Here is a 20,099-nt window from a genome sequence, read left to right as displayed (position 1 = left end):
GGTCCCGCCGTCGAGCGCCGAGCGAACGGAGCATGAACACAACGGCGCGAATCGGGCCGCGGGTAGTACCCCGGTACCGCGCACGGGCGGTTCCTCCTCCCTTGGGACGAGTCGAGAATCGGTCCGCGCGCCCATGTGCGAGCAGTGCCCGCGCTCATAGACTGAGCGCGTCCCTGACCTGCGATCCCCGATCGGAGACCCATGATCACCGCGAAGGGTCTGTACAAGCGGTACCGGAACACGGTCGCCGTAGACCACCTCTCCTTCGACGTGCGCCCCGGCGTCGTCACCGGATTCCTCGGCCCCAACGGGTCCGGGAAGTCCACCACCATGCGATTGATGCTCGGCCTCGACCACGGCGAGGGCGAGACCCTGTTCGACGGGCAGCGGTTCGGCACGATCCGCCGCCCCATGAACGAGGTCGGCGCGCTCCTGGAGGCCAAGCCGTTCCACCCGACCCGGTCGGCCCGCAACCACCTGCGGATGCTCGCCGCCGGGAACCGCATCGCCGACAAGCGCGTCGACGAGGTGATGGAGTTCGTCGGCCTCGGCGACGTCAAGCGCAAGAAGCCGAAGGGCTACTCGCTGGGCATGGCGCAGCGCCTCGGCCTCGCGCAGGCGCTCCTGGGCGACCCGAGGACCCTGCTGCTCGACGAGCCGACGAACGGCCTCGACCCGCACGGCATCCACTGGATGCGCGACGTGCTCAAGACGCTCGCGGCCGAGGGCCGCACCATCTTCGTCTCCAGCCACCTCCTGTCGGAGATGCAGCTCATGGCCGACGAACTCGTCGTCATCGGCCGCGGCACCATGATCTTCAACGGCGACGTCGACACGTTCGTCCGCGAGTTCACGCAGTCGCAGGTGGTCGTGCGCGGCCCCGAGGCCGCCGGGCTCGCCGAGACGCTCAAGTCCGAGGGGGCCGAGGTGGTCGCCGAGGGCGACGCGCTGGTCGTGTCCGGGCTGGAGATCGGGAAGGTCGGGCACCTCGCGTTCACCGCCGGTGTCGAGCTGCACGAGCTGTCGACCCGCCGGGCCTCCCTGGAGGAGGCGTTCATGTCCGCCACGGGCGCCTCGGGGCAGTTCGTGGCCAAGGAGCCGGTCCGCGCCGCCGCCCCGGCCGCCCCCGAAGGAGAGGCCCTCTGATGCTCGACGCCCTTCGTTTCGAGTGGACGCGCCTGCTGACGCTGCGCTCCACCTACTGGCTCATCGGGGTCGGCCTGCTGGTCACCACCGGTGTCGCGGTCCTGCTCGGGGTGGCGGGACGCAACGACCCGATCAACGCCGAGGTCGTGTGGATCGCGCTCAACGGCGCGGCCGGGTTCGGGCTGCCGTTCCTGGCGGTGTTCATGGCGATCATCGGGATCTTCGCGTGCGGGCACGAGTACCGGCACGGGACGATCCAGCCGACGCTGACGTCGCTGCCGCAGCGCAACCGGCTCATCGTCGCGAAGCTCGTCGTGGTGCTGACGACGACCCTCGTGGTAACGCTCGCGCAGATGGCGATCAACCTGGGCGTGGTCTACGTGGTGTGGGGCGAGGCCCCGGGCCTGTTCGAGGACCCGCTGGGGACCTCGATGATCGGGTACGTGCTGTACGTGCTGCTGTACGTCCTGGTCGGCTTCGGGCTCGGCCTGCTGTTCCGGGGCGTGCCCTCGGCGCTGGTGGTCATCTTCCTGATGCCGCTCATCATCGAGAACATGATCTTCGGGCTCTCGACCATCCCGGCGCTGGACTGGCTGGTGCCGGTGGTGAAGTTCCTGCCGTTCACCGACGGCGCCCGGATGATGGAGCTCGCCGCCCCGAACTTCGGCCCGGAGATGCCCGACTTCGACCTGTTCTCGCGCTGGGCCGCCGGCGGCGTCTTCGCCGCCTTCGCCGCCCTGATCCTCACCGCGGCCTGGGTCCTGTTCAAGAAGCGCGACGCCTAGCGCCGGCGCATCGGGGGGGACACCGGACCGATCGAACGACGCACTGAGAACGCACTTCTGCAACCGCACTGACGAACCCCGACTGCGCGCACAACACCCACCGCGCGACGAGAGCGGCCCGTGGCATTCGCCACGGGTCGCTCTCGTTCGGCCTGAATTGTCGGACCCACAGGTCAGGGTTTTGACCGGGGGCCCGCGATTCGGGAAACGGCCGGTGCTTGGTGTGCCCGAAAAACGCGAAGCGCCAGCGCGCAAGGCGTCCAAGGCGTCCAAGGCGTCCAAGGCGTCCAAGGCGTCCAAGGCGTCCAAGGCGTCCAAAGAATAGTGTGGGCCGTGGCCTTCGCCACGGCCCACACCGTTTTCTGCTCGGATCGTCGGACCCCTCGGACAGGGTTGTTGCCAAGGGGCGCTCGATTCGGGAAAGCGCCGCCGCTTGGCATGCCCTCCCGAGCCCGCGCCTTTCCAGGCCCGCGCCCCTAAGGCCCCGCCTACTGGGCCGCTTCCAGCTCCCTGCGCACCAGGTCCGCGGTCTCGATCGAGTTGAGGGCCGCGCCCTTCATCAGGTTGTCGGCGACGACGAAGAACTCCAGCGAGTTCGGGAAGTCCACCGACTGGCGGATGCGCCCGACCTGGGTGCCGCTCCTGCCGACCGAGTCGATCGGCATCGGGAACACGCCGTTCGCCGGGTCGTCGACGAGGTCGACGCCGTCGGCGGCACCGAGGACCCGGTGCGCGTCGGCGACCGTGACCTCGCGCTCGAACGTCGCGTGCACCACCTGCGAGTGCCCGACCGCGACCGGCACGCGCACGCACGTCGACGCGACCTTCAGGTCCGGCAGGCCGAGGATCTTGCGGGACTCGTTGCGGACCTTCAGCTCCTCGCTGGTCCAGCCGTCGTCCTTCCAACCGCCGACCTTCGGCACCACGTTGAGCGCCAGCGGCGCCCCGAACGGCGCGTCGAACTCCTCGCCGAGCACCAGGCGCAAGTCGCTGCCCATGGTGCCGAGGCCCTCGACGCCCGCGATCTTCTGGAGCTGCGCGTACAGCGCCTCCAGTCCTTCCTTCCCGGAGCCGGACGCGGCCTGGTACGAGGCCACCGACATCGACACGAGCCCGAACTCGGCGTTCAGCGCCGCGAGCGTGGGGATGAGCGCGAGGGTCGTGCAGTTCGCGTTCGCGATGATGCCCTTGGGCCGGTTCGCGGCCTCGCCGGGGTTCGCCTCGCGGCACACCAGCGGCACGTCGGGGTCCATCCGGAAGTGCCCGGACTTGTCGATGACGACGACGCCCTTCGCGGCCGCCACCGGCACCCATTCGGCGCTGACCTCGTCGGGCAGGTCGAAGTGGGCGATGTCGATCCCGTCGAAGGCCGCTTCACCGATGGCCTGCACGGTGAGGACCTCGTCCCCGACGTCGAGCTGCTTCCCGGCCGACCGCGGCGACGCGATGAGCCGCACCTCGCCCCAGTTGCCGCGCTCGGCGGCGATGAGCCGCCGCATGATCGACCCGACGACGCCCGTGGCGCCGACGATCGCGACGTTCAGCTTGCGCGCCATGCCTACCGCCCCGTCCCCGCGTAGACGACGGCCGCCTCGTCGCCGCCGAGCTCGAACTTGTCGTGCACGGCCCGCACCGCCGCGTCGAGGTCGGTGTCGCGGCACACCACCGAGATGCGGATCTCCGAGGTGGAGATGATCTCGATGTTCACGCCCGAGTCGGCGAGCGCCTGGCAGAAGTTCGCGGTGACGCCGGGGTGCGAGCGCATCCCGGCGCCGATGAGGGACACCTTGCCGATGTTCTCGTCGTAGATGAGCTTCTCGAACCCGATGGCGCCCTGGTGCTTCTTGAGCGCCTCGGTGCCCTTGGGCCCGGACTCCTTGGGGAGGGTGAAGGAGATGTCGGTGTGGCCGTTGCCGGCGGTCGACACGTTCTGGACGATCATGTCGATGTCGATCTCGGCGTCGGCGATGACCTGGAAGATCGAGGCCGCGGCGCCGGGCTTGTCGGGCACGCGCGTGACGGTGATCTTCGCTTCGGAGCGGTCGTGCGCGACGCCGCTGATGAGTGCTTGCTCCACGGGCAGCTCCTCCATGTAACCCGACACCATCGTGCCGGTCTTGGTCGAGTACGACGAGCGGACGTGCAGCGGGAGCCCGTAACGGCGGGCGTACTCCACTGAGCGCAGGTGCAGGATCTTGGCGCCGGAGGCGGCCATCTCCAGCATCTCCTCGAACGTGATGGTGTCGAGCCGCTTCGCGTTCGGGACGATGCGGGGATCGGCGGTGTAGACGCCGTCGACGTCGGTGTAGATCTCGCACACGTCCGCCTCGAGGGCGGCGGCGAGGGCGACGGCGGTGGTGTCGGAGCCGCCGCGGCCGAGGGTGGTGATGTCCTTGGTGTCCTGGCTGACGCCCTGGAACCCGGCGACGATCGTGATGAACCCCTCGTCGAGCGAGGAGCGGATGCGCCCGGGCGTGACGTCGATGATGCGGGCCACGCCGTGCGCGGCGGTGGTGATCATGCCGGCCTGGGAGCCGGTGAAGGACCGGGCCTGGAAGCCGAGGTTGTTGATGGCCATGGCGAGGAGCGCCATGGAGATGCGCTCGCCGGCGGTGAGCAGCATGTCGAGCTCGCGGGGCTCGGGCACGGGGGAGACCTGGGCCGCGAGGTCGAGCAGCTCGTCGGTGGTGTCGCCCATGGCGGAGACGACGACCACGACGTCGTCGCCCCGCTTTCGCGTCGCGACCACTCGCTCGGCGACGCGCTTGACGCGCTCGGCATTCTCGACCGATGAACCGCCGTACTTCTGCACGACTAGCGCCACGGTTTCACCTCACTCGCTCATGTCTCGCGTGACATTCGGGGCCGTCCCCGGAGGGCGGCCATGTCACCTTAGCTGCGCGTACCGGTGTGTCGCCAGGTCGTTCCGGGTGCCGGGACAGAGAATCGGCCGGTGGGAACGAGATGGACGAAGCGGACAGTGGCCGCGCTCACGGTCGCGGGGCTGATGGGGCTGGCGGGCTGCGGGACCGCGACGGCGGAGGACGAGCCGGAGGAGGCGCCGCGCCGGCACAGCGCCCAGGCGACGCTGATCGGGCGGGTCACCAGGGCGCTCGACGCGAGCTTCACGGCCGAGTACGAGTGGTCGGAGGGCGGGACGGTCACGGTGTGGGCGGCCGAGGACGGGACGTGGCGGGTGGACGTGCCGCACTGGGCGCTCGGGGGGACGGTCGACGTGTCGGTGGCGTGGACGACCGGCGGGTTCTTCCAGTGCGCGTCGGGCCGGTGCGTGAAGATCGCCGGGATCACCGGCGAGATCCCGCGCGAGCTCGACCCGCATGTGCAGCGCCCGTTCATCGAGTGGCTGCCGCAGCTCCTCGACCGCCACATCCCGTTCTCGGTGTCGCAGGAGGGCGACTGCTTCACGCTGACACCGAACACGGTGGTGGTCGACACGCCGATGCCGGCGGGCGAGTGGTGCCTGGACCAGGCGGGCACGATCCTGTCGGTGGAGAGCGGCGACTTCGGGACGCTGAAGTTGGCGGGGGAGCCCGCGGCGGCGGCCGCGACGGTGGAGCTGCCGGGCGAGGTGGCCGACGCGGAGCCGTTGGGCGCCAAGGCCCCTCCGGCACCGACCCCGACGCCGGGCCCGTCCGCGACACCAGACTCGTCCGCGACGCCCTCCGGTGCGCCCTCGGCGACGCCGTCGCCGAGCCCGTCCGGAACGCCTTCAGGGACGCCTTCGGAGACCCCGTCGGCGTCACCTGCGCAGGGGACCGGATGAGTAAGGAAAGCGACAGGACGTGCGGTTTCGGTCCCCGACCGTGGCACCATGAACGGTGGCGACGACGCCGACCCGCCCGGACCGGCGGCCCCAGCGAGGGCCCCGCGCGGGCTCCGCTGCCACTGAAGGAGCGCGCATGAACGCACCCATCGACCGCCACGCCGCGACCGCGGTCCCGATCCACCCGCTGCTGGCCTCACGCCACTCCACGCGGGCGTTCGCCCCCGGCCACGACCTCGACGACGCCCAGATCGCGGCGCTCCTGGAGGCCGCCCGCTGGGCGCCGAGCGCGGGCAACACGCAGCCGTGGCGGTTCCTGCTCGCCAAGCGCGACACCGGCGAGTTCAAGCGGGTCCTCGACTGCCTGAACGCGGGCAACCGCGACTGGGCGGGGCACGCGTCGGCGCTCCTCGTCGGCGTCCGCACCGACGCGAACGCGAAGGGCCCGCTCGCGCACGCCGCCTACGACCTCGGGCAGGCTATGGCGCACCTCACGTTCCAGGCCGCGGCCGAGGGGCTCACGGTCCGCCAGATGGGCGGCTTCGACGCCGCGGCGCTGGCCGCGGAGTTCGACCTGGCCGCGCCGCTGGTCCCGACCGTGGTCGCGGCGATCGGCGTCCCCGGCGACCCGGCCGCGCTGCCGGAGTCGGTGGCGGGCCCGGACCGGAAGACCCGCGCGCGCCTCGGCGTCGACGACCTCCTCATCAACCCGTAGCCGGCCGGGCCGGCGCTGTCGGGTTCCGGACGGTGCGACGCGCCGTCCCACGATCCGGGCATCGGGATCGACCGCGATCGCTTCCGCGGTGTACGCTCGCGGGGTCATGCGGTACTCGATGCTCCTTATCTGCCGCGGCGGGGCCAACTAGGTCGGCTCCCTCGCCGCGGGTGTTGGCATGCCGGCTGGATCAGTCAAGGCTTAGACAACCAGCGTCGTAACCCAGGAGCATCCGTGACATCCAATCCTTCCGCCGGCTCGGCCACGCCCTTCGCCGAGCGCGCGAAGCGCTACCAGCCGTACCAGTCCCAGTTCAAGGTCGCCCTGCCCGACCGCACCTGGCCCGACAAGGTCATCGAGAAGACCCCGGTGTGGTGCGCGGTGGACCTGCGCGACGGCAACCAGGCGCTCATCGACCCGATGACCCCCGACCGCAAGAAGAAGATGTTCCAGCTGCTGGTCTCCATGGGGTACAAGGAGATCGAGGTGGGCTTCCCGTCCGCGTCGCAGACCGACTTCGACTTCGTGCGGATGCTGATCGAGCAGGAGCTCATCCCCGACGACGTCACGATCCAGGTCCTGACCCAGTGCCGCGAGCACCTCATCGAGCGGACCTTCGAGAGCCTGCGCGGCGCGAAGCAGGCGATCGTCCACTTCTACAACTCGACGTCGGTGCTCCAGCGCCGCGTCGTGTTCGGCCTGAACCGGGACGGCATCACCGACATCGCCACGCAGGGCGCGCGGCTGTGCCTGAAGTACAAGGACATCCACACCCCCGACACGGCGATCCGCTACGAGTACTCCCCCGAGTCGTACACCGGCACCGAGCTGGACTACGCGGTCGAGGTGTGCGCGAAGGTCGCCGAGGTCATCCAGCCCACCCCCGACTGGCCGCTCATCGTGAACCTGCCCGCGACCGTGGAGATGGCCACCCCGAACGTGTACGCGGACTCCATCGAGTGGATGCACCGCAACCTGCCGAACCGGGAGTCGCTGATCCTGTCGGTGCACCCGCACAACGACCGCGGCACCGGCGTCGCCGCCGCCGAGCTGGCCGTGCAGGCCGGCGCGGACCGCGTCGAGGGCTGCCTGTTCGGCAACGGCGAGCGCACCGGGAACGTATGCCTGGTGACGCTGGGCCTGAACCTGTTCAGCCAGGGCGTCGACCCCGAGATCGACTTCTCCAACATCGACGAGGTCAAGCGGGCCGTCGAGTACTGCAACCAGCTGCCGGTGCACGAGCGGCACCCGTACGCGGGCGACCTGGTGTACACCGCGTTCTCCGGTTCGCACCAGGACGCGATCAAGAAGGGCTTCACGCACCTGGAGGCCGACGCGAGCGCCGCGGGCGTCGTCGTCGACGACTTCACGTGGGGCGTCCCGTACCTGCCGATCGACCCCAAGGACGTCGGCCGCACCTACGAGGCCGTCATCCGCGTCAACTCCCAGTCCGGGAAGGGCGGGGTCGCGTACGTCATGCAGAGCGAGTACGGCTTCGACCTGCCGCGCCGCATGCAGATCGAGTTCAGCCAGGCGATCCAGCGGGCCACCGACGCCTCCGGCAAGGAGATCTCGACCGAGGGGATCCACGAGGTCTTCCGCAGCGAGTACCACCCCGAGTACCAGCCGCGCACGCGCCTGGTCGTGGAGGACCACGACACCTCGTACGCCGACGAGAAGCTGAACCTGGAGGCCACGATCGTCCTGGACGGCGTGGAGCAGAAGGTGTCCGGCACCGGGAACGGCCCGCTGTCGGCGTTCACCGACGCCCTGTCCACGGTGGGCGTCCACGTCGAGGTCCTCGACTACGCCGAGCACGCCCTGTCCGCCGGGCAGCACGCCCAGGCTGCGTCGTACGTGGAGTGCGCGATCGATGGGCGCACCGTGTGGGGCGCGGGCGTCCACCCGAACATCGTCCTCGCGACCATGCGCGCGGTCGCCAGCGCGTACAACCGCGCCTGACCGCACGGGCCGCCGGGCCCGCGGGCGGCTGGCCGATCGCCGGACCGTTTGCGGGGCAGGGCAGTCCTCATCATGTCGTCGCCGGAGCCCGCTCCGGCAAGGTCGCCGAGCACGTTCGAGAAGGACGGTCGCGGAAGACGGTCGAAGAACCGACCGCCGAGCCGCACCACAAGGCGCCGCCCACGAGGCGGGCGCCGGACCGGTACCCGAGACCATGGGGACCGGACCGCGGCAGCGACCGAACGAGTGCACGAATCCGCTGGGGCGGGCCGCGATGCGGCCCGCCCCAGCGGCGTCTCGGTACCGCGGACTTATCCACAGGCCCGTGACCTGCACACACAGGAATGTGCACAGAGTTATCCACAAGTAGGAACTTCGCATTCGCCATTCCACTACCCGTTCTGTTGTAGTGGATAGCAAAAACGTCATCCGCTGTCGGCGGGATGGCGGCGACATCAAGGGGATTCGCGAAACGTCGCTCCATACCGAGGCCCGATCGGCGCGGAAGCCTCCCGCGCTCGGGTCCCCGTCGACACACCCGCTCCGCGCGGAGCACACGCGGGCGGCCGGCCTGACGAGGCCGACCGCCCGCACGAACCCCACCGCCCCAGACTCAGAGGTCAGCCGCCCGCACGAACCATCACCGACTCAGGCTCAGGGGTCGGCCGCCCGCACGAACCACCGACCGAGGCTCAGAGGTCGACCGTCAGAGGTCGACCGAGAGTCGGACGGTGACCTCGTCGCCTTCGTCGAGACCGCCGATGCGCCTGCGCACGTCGGCCTTCAGGGGCACGATGTAGCCGCCGTCCTTGGGCCACAGGGAGGTGGCCCAGGAGACGTCCCCGATCCGGGCGGTCACCGGGACCATCCCCCACCCGTAGCTGACGACCGAGGACGCTGCCGCGAGTTCACGGCAGCCCGCCTCGGGGACGGTCACGAAGTACCAGGGTGCGGGGCCGCGCCAGTGCCAGATCTCGCCGGTGAACTCCAGTTCCATGCCCTGAGCATACGAACCGGGGCCGACGCCCAGGCCGGTTCCGGCCGCGACTCCATGGCCCGGGGTCGCGGTGGCCTAGGGGGTCGAAGTGGCCCAGGGGGTCGAGCAGCTCAACGAGGTGCTCGCCGGGCCCGCTCCGGTTCAGCCGGGGAGGGTGACGCCGAGGAGGCGGGCCCCGGTATCGGTGGCGGGGTGGAAGACGTCGTCGGGGTCGATGACCAGGTAGCTGCCGGGGCCGAGCAGGCGGTCGCCGTCGGCGATCTCGCCGAAGAGCACGTAGTAGCAGCGGGCCAGGCCCGCGTGCAGGTCGGATTCGGGCCAGGCGATGCCGGGGACGAGGTCGTAGAGCCAGCCGTCCGAGGGGCCCGCGCCGGGCAGGCGGCGCCGGATCACGCCCGGGGCGACCTCGACGGGTTTGACCGCGTCGACCTGGACGGCCTGGATGTCGTTGCGCGCCTTGCTCACGGTCCCGTTCATGCTTCGATCCTGCCGGGTGGGGCGGCGCCGTGCCAGTGACAGGTTCGACATCTTGGGGTACTTTCGTGCCATGGGACTTCACCGGGTCGTCGCGCTCGTGCAGCCGCCGCAGGCCGAGTTCGAGCTGGCCAGCGTCGCGGAGGTGTTCGGGCTGGACCGGCCGCACCTGCCGAGCCGGTACGAGTTCACGGTGTGCACCGAGCGGCCGGGGATCGTCCCGACCAAAACCGGATGCGCCCTGTCGGTGACCACGGGTCTGGACGCGCTCACCGGCGCGGACACGGTCGTGATCCCGGCCTGGTCGCAGAAAGACATGCCCGCGAGCCCGCTGGTGCTCAAGGAGATTCGGGCCGCGCACGCCCGCGGGGCCCGGCTCGTCGCGATCTGCACGGGCGCGTTCCTGCTCGCCGAGGCGGGCCTGCTGGAAGGGCGGCGGGCGACCACGCACTGGCGGTACGCGGCGGAGCTCGCGGCCCGGTACCCGGGCGTCGAGGTGGACGCCGACGCGCTCTATGTGGACCTCGGCGACATCGCCACGAGCGCCGGGACCGCCGCCGGGATCGACCTGTGCCTGCACCTCGTGCGGTCCGACCACGGTGCGGCGCTGGCGTCGAAGATCGCCCGGCACATGGTCATGCCGCCGCACCGCGAGGGCGGGCAGCGGCAGTACGCGGTCGAGCCTGTCGAGGAGGCGTCTGAATCGCTTGCGGCCCTGCTGGAATGGGCTGCCGAGCACCTGCACCTGCCGCTCACGGTCGACGACCTGGCTGAACGCGGCCGGGTCTCGCCGCGAACGCTCGCGCGGCGGTTCGACGACCAGCTCGGGACGAGTCCGGGCCAATGGCTGCTGTCGCAGCGGATCTCGGCCGCGCAGGCCCTCCTGGAGGACACCGACCTGCCGGTGGAAGGCATAGCCGCGCGGGTCGGTCTGTCCTCGGCTCTCAACCTGCGCAGGCGGTTCCGCGACCGGCTGGGCACCACGCCGGCCGCGTACCGGCGCGCGTTCGGCAGGAGCACGGTCGACGGAGACGGGGTTGGGAGCGACAGGGTTGGAAGCGAGACCGTCGGCAGGGACATGGTCGGAAAGGGCATGGGCGGAAAGGGCAGAGGTGGAGAGGACATGGTCGGCCGGGGCATGGCCGGATGAGACGCGGCGGTTGGCAACGGCACGGTTGACAACGGCGCAGTCGGCGGCCTGGTCGGACGGGCTCGGGTGCAAGAGGCACGGTCGGACGGGGCGTGGCCGGATGTGGCGCAGTCGGCAGGGGCGTGGTCGAGGCGGGGTGACGCCTTCGCGGAGGTGAAATGTCGCATGCGTCTGGTACAACCGAACGGTGTCGAGCCCTCGTGAACCCCTGAGCGCCTTCCGCACCGTGCTGAAACGCGGCGGCGGCGAGCGCCCCACCTTTCCTCTGTCGCTGCACGTGCTGGTCATGGTCGCGGTCGCCTCCCTCATGCTGTCGGGCCTGCTGTGGCTGCTCACCAGCGACCAGACCTCGCCGCTGAGCCCCGACCCCGACGACCGCACCACGCTCGAGGTGATCCGCCTGTCGCTGTACGCCATCGCGGGCATCGGCGGCGTCATCGCCCTCACCGTGGCCTACCGCAAGCAGCGGGTCACCGAGGCGACCGAGATCCGGGAGGCCACGAAGCTCTTCAACGAGCGCTTCGCCTCCGCGGCCGAGCAGCTCTCCTCGCAGCGCGCCGCGAACCGCCTCGCCGGGGTATATGCGATGGCGGCGCTCGCCGACGACTGGGACGCGGGCCGCCAGACCTGCATCAACGTCCTCTGCGCGTACGTGCGGATGCCGTACGAGGCGCCGCCGTTCCGCCACGAGCGGGAGGCAGCGAACAATCCGCGGCGGTTCCGGCCGGTCCTGGAGGAGCGGCTGATCCGGCACTCGGTCATCAACGTGGTCGGCGGGCGCCTGCGCCGCGACCCGGTGCCGGGCCGGACCTGGCACCAGCACGACTTCGACTTCACCGGCGTGAACCTGGACGGCGGCAACCTCAACGACGCCCTGTTCCTGGGCCGGGTCTCGTTCGCGTTCGGCCGGTTCACCGCGGGCACGATCGACTTCTCGCGGGTCCGGTTCGAGGGCCCGGTGGACTTCAACCGGGCCCGGTTCCTCGGCGCGCGGCTGCGCTTCGCCGAGACCCGTTTCGCCGCACCGGTCCTGCTCTCGGAGACGATGATCGCGGCGGGCACGCTCGACTTCTCCTCCGCGCACTTCACCAGCGACGTGTCCTTCGACGGAACGGTCTTCGCGGGCGGCCAGGTCCACTTCTCGCGGACCGTCTGCGCCTCGCCGGTGGTGGGTGCCAAACCGGTCCTCGACTTCAGCGGCGCCAGCTTCACCGGCACCGCGGTCGTGTTCGACCGCCCCGACATCAGCGCCGCGACCCTGGACTTCTCCCGCGTCGCCGACTGGTCGCACCCGCCGGTCTTCGACCTCGCGGACGGGCCCGACTCCGTCAGACTCCCTGCGGGCGAACCGCAGCGATGACCAGGACCACGCCGCCGCGGCCGTACGACCTCCTCGCCCTGTTCCCCGAGCTGGCGGCGCACGGCCGCCCGGCGGTCCGCCTCCACCCGCGCCGCGGCGAGCCCGGGGTCAAGGACGGTTCGATCGGCGGGCCGCTGCTGTGGCCGGCCGACGAGGCCTGGCCCACTTGCGGTCTGGAGCATGAAGACCTGAGCGACGAGCCGTACGCGTACGTGCTCGCCTGGCGTGACTACCTCGACGACCGGGACCGGCGCGAAGGGGAGGGCGGCCTCGACTGGGGCGTCGAGCGGCGGCGTGCCGACGAACTCGAAGCCCGGTTCACCGCCGAGGACGACGGGGCACCGCCGCCCCTGATCCCGTTGGCGCAGTTGTACTACCGCGACGTGCCGCACCTGCCCTGGGCGGACCGGTACGACCTCCTCCAGGTCCTCTGGTGCCCGCGCGACCACCCCGACATCGAGACGCCGTACAACCCCGCCCTTCAGTTGCGTTGGCGGAGAACAGAACAGGTCGGCCCGGTCCTGGCCGACCCGCCGGTGCCGCTGGTCTGCAACGGGAACTACGTGCCGAGGCAGTGCGTGCTGCACCCGGAGACCGTCACCGAGTACCCGCTCACCGCCGACCTCCCGGCCGACCTCGCCGAGGCGATCCGGGCCTGGAGTGAGCAGATCGGCGATGGCACCGCCTACCACTGGGGCACCTCATCGGCACCGGGAATGAAGACCACCGGATACGGCGGTACCTGGGGCATCATCGACCCGTACCCGATCCGCTGCGAATGCGGCGAGCGGCAGCTCCCGCTCTTCACCACGGCGACAGGCGAGTTCGACGGCGGCACCACCAGCTGGCGCCCGGTCGAGGAGGCCGGCACCGAATGGGAGTTCGCCGACCCGGTCGACATCGTCATCGGCCGCGGCTACACCCTCCAGCTCTACTACTGCCCCGCCTCCGAAGACCACCCCAACCGGACCGAGATGTTCTGAGGCCCTAGCCGAGAGCGGGCGGCGTCGCCACTCGCTTCCGCATGGCGGGGATGACGGCTGGCAGGCTGCGGCAGGCCGCACGGCGCGGCAGCGTTGCAGTCGCGGCGACGAGGTCGACGGCCTGGTACAGGGTGGCCAGCGCGCACACCGCGGCCAACGGCATCCCGTACACGACGGACTGGACCGAGAACAACAGGATGACCGCATGGCCGAGCAGGCTCACCACCAGTGCGACCACGGAGGGCCGGTGGAGCCGCTTCGAGGAGCGGTGCGCTTCGCGGACCCCGACGAGGTTGAACGGCATGAGGATGAGCGTGATGACGGCAGCGGCGAACCAGCCGCCTGCGTCGGGCTCGTCCAGGGCGAGGCTGATCAGCGGGGCGAGGTACTGCATCGTGCCGACGAGGTAGAGGACGCTCACGGCAGGGCGCAGGGCCTCGGTGATCCGGTACCGCGACCGCAGGTCGCCGAAGGGCACGAAGTGCGGGCAGTCCTTGGCGCGGTAACGCTGCGGCGGAGTCGGAATGCCGTGGGCGACAGGGGTGCCCCAGGTTCCCGTACCGGCCAAGGGGCTCGACGGGGCCCAAGGGCCCGGTGGGTGGCTTGCCGGCGCATGCGGGTACATCGTCGGCTGCGACTCGGGGCGGGCCGATGCGGCCGGGATGTGGCCGTCCGTCGCCGGGCCGCCGGCTTCAACCGAGACTGTCGGGCCGGGCTCGTCTTCGTATGCGGCGCTGGTCATTTACTGAGCTTTCAACGGGGTGGCCGGCGGGCTCGCCACGGTAGACCGAAGATGTCGGGGCGAGGGGGCAGGGTGAGCCGGGGTGGAGCGGGGTCGGTGCCGCGGTCACGCCTTCTTCCAGGACTGGACGATCGGGTGGAGTTCGGGCCGCGCCTTGCATTGCGAGATCGGCGTGTTGACCACCAGGTTCTCGACCAGGCCGTAGACGCAGTAGAGCGCGAACGGGACCGTGAGCCACAGGTACGGGCGGTCGAGGGCGAGCGCGGCCCAGCCCGCGACGGTCGCACCGGATGCGGTGGCGGCGAACGCCAGCAGGTAGTCGTGGCGGTAGGTGAGCGCGAAGTGCCGATGCGGGCCGACCGACCTCACCTTGCGGACGTAGCGGTGCAGGTAGCCGGCGCCTGCAGCGATCACGATGACCGACACCGTGTTGAGCGCCGACGGCACGGGGACTGTGAAGTGGTCGGCGTTGGCGAGGATCGCGACGATCGCGGCAGCGAGTCCCAGCTGGTAGAGGAGGAAGGCGACCTCCTCGATGATGCCTCGGACTCTGGCGCCGAACCTGATTTGGCCCCAGGTCAGCAGGTGCGGGCAGCTCCAGGAATCGAAGTCGCCGATGACCAGTCTCGGCCCCAGGAGGTACGCCCGCTCGGTGTCGTCTGCGGGCAGGTCGAGTTCGCCGGTGCGGAAGCGGAGCGCGAATGGCAGGGCGGGGTCGCTCGCGCAGGTGGCCCGGTCGGTGAGCACGCGCCGGAACTTGCCGAGCTCCTGCGTGAGCGAGTAGGCGGGCAGGGCGGCGAGGGCGAGCCATTCGTTGCGGGTGGCCACCGCCAGGCACATCGTCATCCCGAGCCCGGCGCTGAACAGGAAGTGGGCCGCGGAGGCGGGCCGGTGGGGCCGCTGCCAGAGCCGCAGCATCGCGATCGGGCCGATCGGCAGGAGCGCTCCGGTGACGGCGGTGAGGACGCTTTCGTACCTCAATGGGTCGTGGTCGAGGAGTGTGCCGCGCAGGGCGGTGGCGGCTTCGGTGAGGAGCGCCGCTGCGGCGGCGAGGACGGCGCACACGGACAGGACCTGGAGGACGAGGTGCAGGCGGGCCGGGCCGGTAAGTTCGCGCCAGGTGAGCCGGTGCGCGCATTCGGGGCGGCGGGCCGGTTCGGCGAAGGGTTCCGGTTCGGCGGATTCGACGGTGATGGGCGGGTCGATTCGCACCGGTTCCGGTGATTCTCTATCCATTTTGGGGCTTTCAATCGGGCAAAGAGCGAGGTCCCGGCGCCGGCCGGGTGGGGCGCTGGAAAGCGTACGGCCCGGTGCGGCGGCCCGTCAAGTGGTGGTGCGGAGCCATTCGGCGAGGGGTGCGGGCAGTTCGGGGTCGGTGTCGCAGGTTTCCCTGGGGGCCAGGAGTGCGCGGAGGTGGACGAGGTGGGCGGCGACGGCGGCCGAGGGGAGTGCGGCCAGCGCGGCGTAGGGGAGGTCGAGCCACAGTCCGATGAGGATGGCGGCGGCGAGGGTGAGGAGCGCGCCGGCGCCGGTGAGCCAGGGGATGGGGGCCTCGGGGCGGTGGAGGCGGCGCCAGGTGCCGACGAGGGCGAAGACGCCGATCATGCCGAACATGGAGCCGAGGACGAGGAGCAGTCCGGTGGCGATCGGCATGCGGCCGTTGAACTCGGCGCCGATCGACAGGAGGAATCCGCCGGCGAAGAGCGCGAGGAGCTGGACGAGGCCGGCGGTGAGGACGGCGAGGAGCCCGGTCGTGAAGAGGATGCGGCCGCCGGGGGTGAGGTCGCGGACGCGGACGCGGTGGGGGCAGCCTTCGAAGGTCTCCTTCGGGGCCGGGTCGTCCTTGCCGACCGGCCGGGGGATGCCGGGTTCGACGGTGATGCGGGGTTCGGCGGTGCCGTCTGAGGTGTCAGTGCCGTCTGCAACGTCAGCGCTGTCTACAACGTCGGTGCCGCCCGAAGCGTCAGTGCCGCTGGATTCGCCGGTGCCGCCGTCGTCGCTGTCGCGGTGCCCGGCTGGACCGTGTTCCTCGGCCCCGTTGGAGTCGCCGGTGCCGCCGGGGTCGTCCGTGCCGCCGGGGTCGCCGCTGCTGCCGCGGTCGTGGGCGGTCACGTCTTCGGTGTCGTGTTCCATTGGGGCGCTTCCGGTCCGGAGGGGTGCGAGGGGGTCCCGGCCCGGTGGGGTCGGGACCCTGCGCATTCTATTTCCCTGGGGCCGCGGGCGGTCAGCGGTAGGCGGAGGACTGGAGCGTGTACAGCTCGGCGTAGGCGCCGCCGCGGGCCATGAGCTCGTCGTGGGTGCCGGTCTCGGCGACGCGGCCGCCGTCGAGGACCACGATGAGGTCGGCCATCGAGACCGTCGAGAACCGGTGGGAGACCAGGACGGTGACGGTGCCGCGGGCGCGCCCGGCGTGGACCTCCTCGGCGAAGCGCTCGAAGAGCGCGTGCTCGGTCTGGGGGTCGAGGGCGGCGGTGGGCTCGTCGAAGACGACGAGGAGCGGGTCGCGGCGCATCCGGCCCCGGCCTATGGCGAGTTTCTGCCATTGGCCGCCGGAGAGGTCGGTGCCGTCGTCCCAGCGGGAGCCCAGGCGCGTGTCGAGGCCGCGCGGGAGGTCGTCGAGGACGTCTTCGGCTCCCGCGCGGGTCATGGCGGCGCGGACGGTGTCGTCGTCGAAGCCGCTGTGCGGGTCGGAGGTGTTGCGCAGGTCGCCGATGCCGACGGTCTCGCGGGCGGTGAACTCGAAGCGGGTGAAGTCCTGGTAGGTGGCGCCGATGCGCTCGCGCCACTCGTCGGTCTCGAAGTCGGCGAGGTCGGTGCCGTCGACGTCGATCGTGCCGGAGGTCGGCTGATAGAAACCGGACAGGAGTTTGACGAGGGTGGTCTTGCCCGCGCCGTTCTCGCCGACGAGGGCGACCACTTTGCCCGCCGGGAGCGTCAGGGTGACGTCGTCGAGGGAGGCCCGTTCGGACTCGGGGTAGGCGAAGGAGACGCCGTCGAGGCGGATGCCGTCGGCGAGGCGGTCGGGGACGGGCAGCGGCACGGCGGGCCCGCTGGACTCGTTCGCGTACGCGCGCAGCCACATCAGGCGGGTGCCGAGCTTGCCGGTGCGGACCAGGAGCGCGGACTGCATCGCGATGCCGCCCGCGGCGCCGGCGACCATGCCGATGAGGGAGACGAGGAGGACCACGTCTCCGGCGGTGGCCTCGCCGCGGATCGCGAGGTAGAGGACGATGCCGATCCCGGCGGCCATGCCGACCGCGGAGAGGACGCCTTCGCCGGTGGCGATGCGGGCGGCCTTCCACTGGCCGCGGTTGCGTTCGGCGACGACGGCGGCGCCGGTCTCGTGGTGGCGGCGCGCGATCTCGCCCGCGGAGCCGAAGACACGCAGCTCCTTCCCGGACTCGGCGAGGGTCGCGACCTCGAAGAGGTGGCGGCGGCGCCGCTCGGGTTCGCTGGTGGCCTCCTGGACCTTGATCTCGATGTCGCCCGCGCGCTTGGCGATCGCCATGGCGCCCAGGGCGACCAGCGGGAACACGAGAAGGAGCGGGTGGACGGCGTAGAGGAGGGCTCCGCCGACGCAGATGGTCACGAAAGCGCGCAGGCACTGCGCGAGCCAGTTGACGGCCCCGCCGAGGAGCCAGCGGTCCTCGCGGATGCGCTGCACCTGGTCGAGGTGGTCGGGCCGCTCGTGGTGGTCGAGGCCGGGCGGGGTGCCCATGAGCTCCATGACCTCGCGGTCGGAGGCGCGGGCGGTGTGGTCGAGGACGAGGAACACGAGCTTGACGTAGGCGAAGACGACGGCCCAGATGAGGGCGACCCCGGCACCGAGCCCGGCGCCGGCGAGCCACGCCTCGCGGGTGTGCCCGGCCTGGACGGCGTCGATGAGGACCTTCGTGAGGTACACGGTGGCGGGCATGAGGACCGCTTGGACGACGCCGAGGACGACCTGGGCGGTGGTGGCCTTGGGGTGGGCGCGGAATCCCACGGCGAGTGCGTACTTGAGGCCGCGCAGGCCGTTCGCGAGGCGGTGGGTCACGGCTGCTCCTGGGAGGATCGGGCGAGGCGGTCGGCTTGGAGGGTGAACGCGTCGGCGTAGCGGCCGCCGAGGGCCATGAGGTCGTCGTGGGTGCCGTCCTCCACGACGCGGCCGCCGTCGAGGACGACGATGCGGTCGGCGCGGCGCACCGTCGAGAACCGGTGGGAGATCACGATGGTGGTGAGTCCGGCGGTGATGTCGAGGAACTGCTCGTAGAGGTCGGCCTCGGCGCGGACGTCGAGGGCCGCGGCGGGCTCGTCGAGGATGAGGACCTTCGCGCCGGCCTGGACGGCGAACAGCGCGCGGGCCAGGGCGATCCGCTGCCACTGGCCGCCGGAGAGGTCGGTGCCGCCGCCGTACTCGCTCGACAGGACCGTGTCGAGTCCTTTGGGGAGCGATTCGATGAGCGCGCGGATGCCCATGGGCTCGCACGCCTTCCAGATGAGGTCGGTGTCCCCGGCGAGGTGCGGGGCGCCGAACGCGATGTTGTCGCGGACGGTGAGCTGGTAGCGGGTGAAGTCCTGGAACAGGGCCGACAGGCGGGTGCGCCAGGCGGCGGGGTCGACGGCGGCGAGGTCGGTGCCGTCGGCGGTGATGCGCCCGCCGGTCGGCGCGTAGAGGCCCGCGAGGAGCTTCACGAGGCTGGTCTTGCCGGCGCCGTTGTGGCCGACGATCGCGAGGGAGGTGCCGGCCTCGATCTCCAGGTCGAGTCCGGCGATGACGGCGCGTTCGGCGCCGGGGTAGGCGAAGTCGACGGCCTCGAAGCGGATCGCGTGCGCGGGGGCGGCGGCGGGGAGCTCGGCGGTGGCCTCGCGCCGGTCCTCGGTGAGGCGGTCTTCGAGGGCGAGGACCTTCGGGACGGGCAGGGAGCCGAGGCTGAGGAACGCGGCCGTGTCGTCGAACGCCGAGAAGTTGAACATGGTGGTGAGGGCGACGAGGTAGACGGCGAGGGCGGAGAAGCCGACGGCGCCGGTGAGGCCCGCGTCGGCGAGCGCGAGCGCGGTGGCGACGGTGAGGAGCAGGAGCGTGCCGATGACGCCGACCGCGGTGGCGGGGCGGAGGCGCTGGTGGCGGTCGGAGTAGGCCATGCGCTCGTTCCACTGGCGGTCGTAGCGGCCGAGGAGCCAGCCCATGAGGCCCCAGACGCGGATCTCCTTGGCGGGCTCGGCGGTGATGGCGAGGTCGCGGAGGTACTCGGTCTCGCGCATCTCGGTGGAGCGGAGGTACGCGGTCTTGCCGACGCGGGTGTAGTCGGCCTGCATGGCGATGAAGATCGCGGGCCAGGCGACGAGCCAGACGAGGCCGATCCAGATGTTGAAGAACGCCAGGACGGTCGAGGCGCCGGCGGCGGCGAGGAACTCGGGGGCGATGGCGGCGAGGCCGCGGATGGCGCGTTCGGGGCGGATGAAGTCGGCGCCGAGCTGGCGGGCGATGCGCAGCAGGGCGAGGACCTCGTCGTCTTCGAGGTGGGCGATGCCGACGGGGCGGGCGACGGCGGCGAGGAGCCGGTCCTGGAGGAGGAGTTCGAGGTCGCGGCCGAGGTTGAAGGCGACGGCGTCGTGGAGGTGGGCGGCGAGGCGGCCCAGGAGGAGGGCGGCGACGCCGGCGGCGAGGAGGAGGTAGGCGTCGCGGGCCTCGGGGGAGCCGGGTCCGGCGTCGGCGGCGGCGGGGACGGCGCCGATGAGGAGGCCGGTGGCGATGGTCATCGCCAGGGGGAGGGCGGCGGTGAGGAGGGTGGTGGCGGCGAAGAGGGCGGTGCGGGGGCGGCTGATGCGGGGCAGGAGCCGGACCACGGCGAGGACGGCGCGGCCGGATTCGAACCGGCGGGTTTCCGGGGGTGCCATATGAATCCATTCATGATGTCATGATGACTGTGCTATGACACCATATCAAAGTCGCGGCGCTGGCGCGACCCGTCGTTTCCATCCCCAGCCCCCACCCGCCCAGGGGAAGAAACTAATGCCG

The 20,099-nt window shown here is 71.2% G+C and carries 17 protein-coding genes; 8 read left to right on the top strand and 9 right to left on the bottom strand.

The window, feature by feature from the left end; translation table 11 throughout:
* Positions 1-201: 201 nt before the first annotated feature.
* Both BLS99_RS16605 and BLS99_RS16600 read left to right on the top strand, forming a co-directional pair.
* Positions 202-1,146, top strand: coding sequence for an ATP-binding cassette domain-containing protein (locus BLS99_RS16605; protein ID WP_091052171.1), 945 nt, complete (start codon positions 202-204; stop codon positions 1,144-1,146).
* Positions 1,146-1,931, top strand: coding sequence for an ABC transporter permease subunit (locus tag BLS99_RS16600; RefSeq protein WP_091052169.1), 786 nt, complete (start codon positions 1,146-1,148; stop codon positions 1,929-1,931). Before BLS99_RS16605 ends, BLS99_RS16600 begins: the two co-directional genes overlap by 1 nt.
* Positions 1,932-2,419: 488 nt before the next feature.
* On the opposite strand, the gene BLS99_RS16595 is transcribed toward BLS99_RS16600, so the two are convergent.
* The gene (locus tag BLS99_RS16595; RefSeq protein ID WP_091052166.1) at positions 2,420-3,487 is read right to left on the bottom strand and encodes an aspartate-semialdehyde dehydrogenase; all 1,068 of its coding nucleotides are present in this window, start codon (positions 3,485-3,487) and stop codon (positions 2,420-2,422) included.
* Positions 3,488-3,489: 2 nt separating this feature from the next.
* Positions 3,490-4,755, bottom strand: a complete 1,266-nt coding sequence (locus tag BLS99_RS16590; protein WP_091052164.1) for an aspartate kinase — start codon at positions 4,753-4,755, stop codon at positions 3,490-3,492.
* A gap of 129 nt (positions 4,756-4,884) precedes the next feature.
* On the opposite strand from BLS99_RS16590, the gene BLS99_RS26320 reads away from it, so the two are divergent.
* The 3 genes from BLS99_RS26320 to leuA all read left to right on the top strand — a co-directional run bounded on the left by BLS99_RS26320 (position 4,885) and on the right by leuA (position 8,392).
* Positions 4,885-5,715, top strand: coding sequence for a hypothetical protein (locus BLS99_RS26320; RefSeq protein WP_176953391.1), 831 nt, complete (start codon positions 4,885-4,887; stop codon positions 5,713-5,715).
* 136 nt (positions 5,716-5,851) lie between these two features.
* Positions 5,852-6,430, top strand: coding sequence for a nitroreductase family protein (locus tag BLS99_RS16580; RefSeq protein ID WP_091052159.1), 579 nt, complete (start codon positions 5,852-5,854; stop codon positions 6,428-6,430).
* A 234-nt stretch (positions 6,431-6,664) separates the two neighbouring features.
* A complete protein-coding gene (gene leuA / locus BLS99_RS16575; RefSeq protein WP_218126544.1) occupies positions 6,665-8,392 on the top strand; it encodes a 2-isopropylmalate synthase in 1,728 nt (575 codons plus the stop codon).
* A gap of 706 nt (positions 8,393-9,098) precedes the next feature.
* On the opposite strand, the gene BLS99_RS16570 is transcribed toward leuA, so the two are convergent.
* Positions 9,099-9,389, bottom strand: a complete 291-nt coding sequence (locus BLS99_RS16570) for a DUF1905 domain-containing protein (RefSeq protein ID WP_091052154.1) — start codon at positions 9,387-9,389, stop codon at positions 9,099-9,101.
* 141 nt (positions 9,390-9,530) lie between these two features.
* Entirely contained in the window at positions 9,531-9,866 is a 336-nt protein-coding gene (locus tag BLS99_RS16565; protein WP_091052151.1) for a cupin domain-containing protein, read from the bottom strand.
* A 70-nt stretch (positions 9,867-9,936) separates the two neighbouring features.
* On the opposite strand from BLS99_RS16565, the gene BLS99_RS16560 reads away from it, so the two are divergent.
* The 3 genes from BLS99_RS16560 to BLS99_RS16550 all read left to right on the top strand — a co-directional run bounded on the left by BLS99_RS16560 (position 9,937) and on the right by BLS99_RS16550 (position 13,356).
* On the top strand, positions 9,937-11,013 hold the full coding sequence (locus BLS99_RS16560; protein WP_143034839.1) for a GlxA family transcriptional regulator: 1,077 nt from the start codon (positions 9,937-9,939) through the stop codon (positions 11,011-11,013).
* A gap of 187 nt (positions 11,014-11,200) precedes the next feature.
* Positions 11,201-12,373, top strand: a complete 1,173-nt coding sequence (locus tag BLS99_RS16555; protein WP_143034838.1) for a pentapeptide repeat-containing protein — start codon at positions 11,201-11,203, stop codon at positions 12,371-12,373.
* Positions 12,370-13,356 carry a hypothetical protein gene (locus tag BLS99_RS16550; protein WP_091052147.1) on the top strand — a complete coding sequence of 329 codons (987 nt, stop codon included), beginning with the start codon at positions 12,370-12,372 and terminating at the stop codon, positions 13,354-13,356. Before BLS99_RS16555 ends, BLS99_RS16550 begins: the two co-directional genes overlap by 4 nt.
* A 4-nt stretch (positions 13,357-13,360) precedes the next feature.
* On the opposite strand, the gene BLS99_RS16545 is transcribed toward BLS99_RS16550, so the two are convergent.
* The 5 genes from BLS99_RS16545 to BLS99_RS16525 form a co-directional block, all read right to left on the bottom strand.
* Positions 13,361-13,834, bottom strand: a complete 474-nt coding sequence (locus BLS99_RS16545) for a hypothetical protein (RefSeq protein ID WP_091052144.1) — start codon at positions 13,832-13,834, stop codon at positions 13,361-13,363.
* A 369-nt stretch (positions 13,835-14,203) separates the two neighbouring features.
* Complete coding sequence (locus BLS99_RS16540) at positions 14,204-15,310, bottom strand: hypothetical protein (protein WP_091052142.1); 1,107 nt, start codon at positions 15,308-15,310, stop codon at positions 14,204-14,206.
* 111 nt (positions 15,311-15,421) lie between these two features.
* Entirely contained in the window at positions 15,422-16,231 is an 810-nt protein-coding gene (locus tag BLS99_RS16535) for a hypothetical protein (protein ID WP_091052140.1), read from the bottom strand.
* A gap of 91 nt (positions 16,232-16,322) precedes the next feature.
* On the bottom strand, positions 16,323-18,134 hold the full coding sequence (locus BLS99_RS16530; RefSeq protein WP_091052138.1) for an ABC transporter ATP-binding protein: 1,812 nt from the start codon (positions 18,132-18,134) through the stop codon (positions 16,323-16,325).
* Positions 18,131-19,978 carry an ABC transporter ATP-binding protein gene (locus BLS99_RS16525; RefSeq protein ID WP_091052136.1) on the bottom strand — a complete coding sequence of 616 codons (1,848 nt, stop codon included), beginning with the start codon at positions 19,976-19,978 and terminating at the stop codon, positions 18,131-18,133. Before BLS99_RS16525 ends, BLS99_RS16530 begins: the two co-directional genes overlap by 4 nt.
* Between the last annotated feature and the right edge of the window lie 121 nt (positions 19,979-20,099).

It is taken from the genome of Glycomyces sambucus, assembly GCF_900102815.1.
In the GTDB taxonomy this organism is placed as follows: domain Bacteria; phylum Actinomycetota; class Actinomycetes; order Mycobacteriales; family Micromonosporaceae; genus Glycomyces; species Glycomyces sambucus.
Note: the sequence above shows the minus strand (reverse complement) of the source record. Positions and strands in the feature narration are given on the sequence as shown.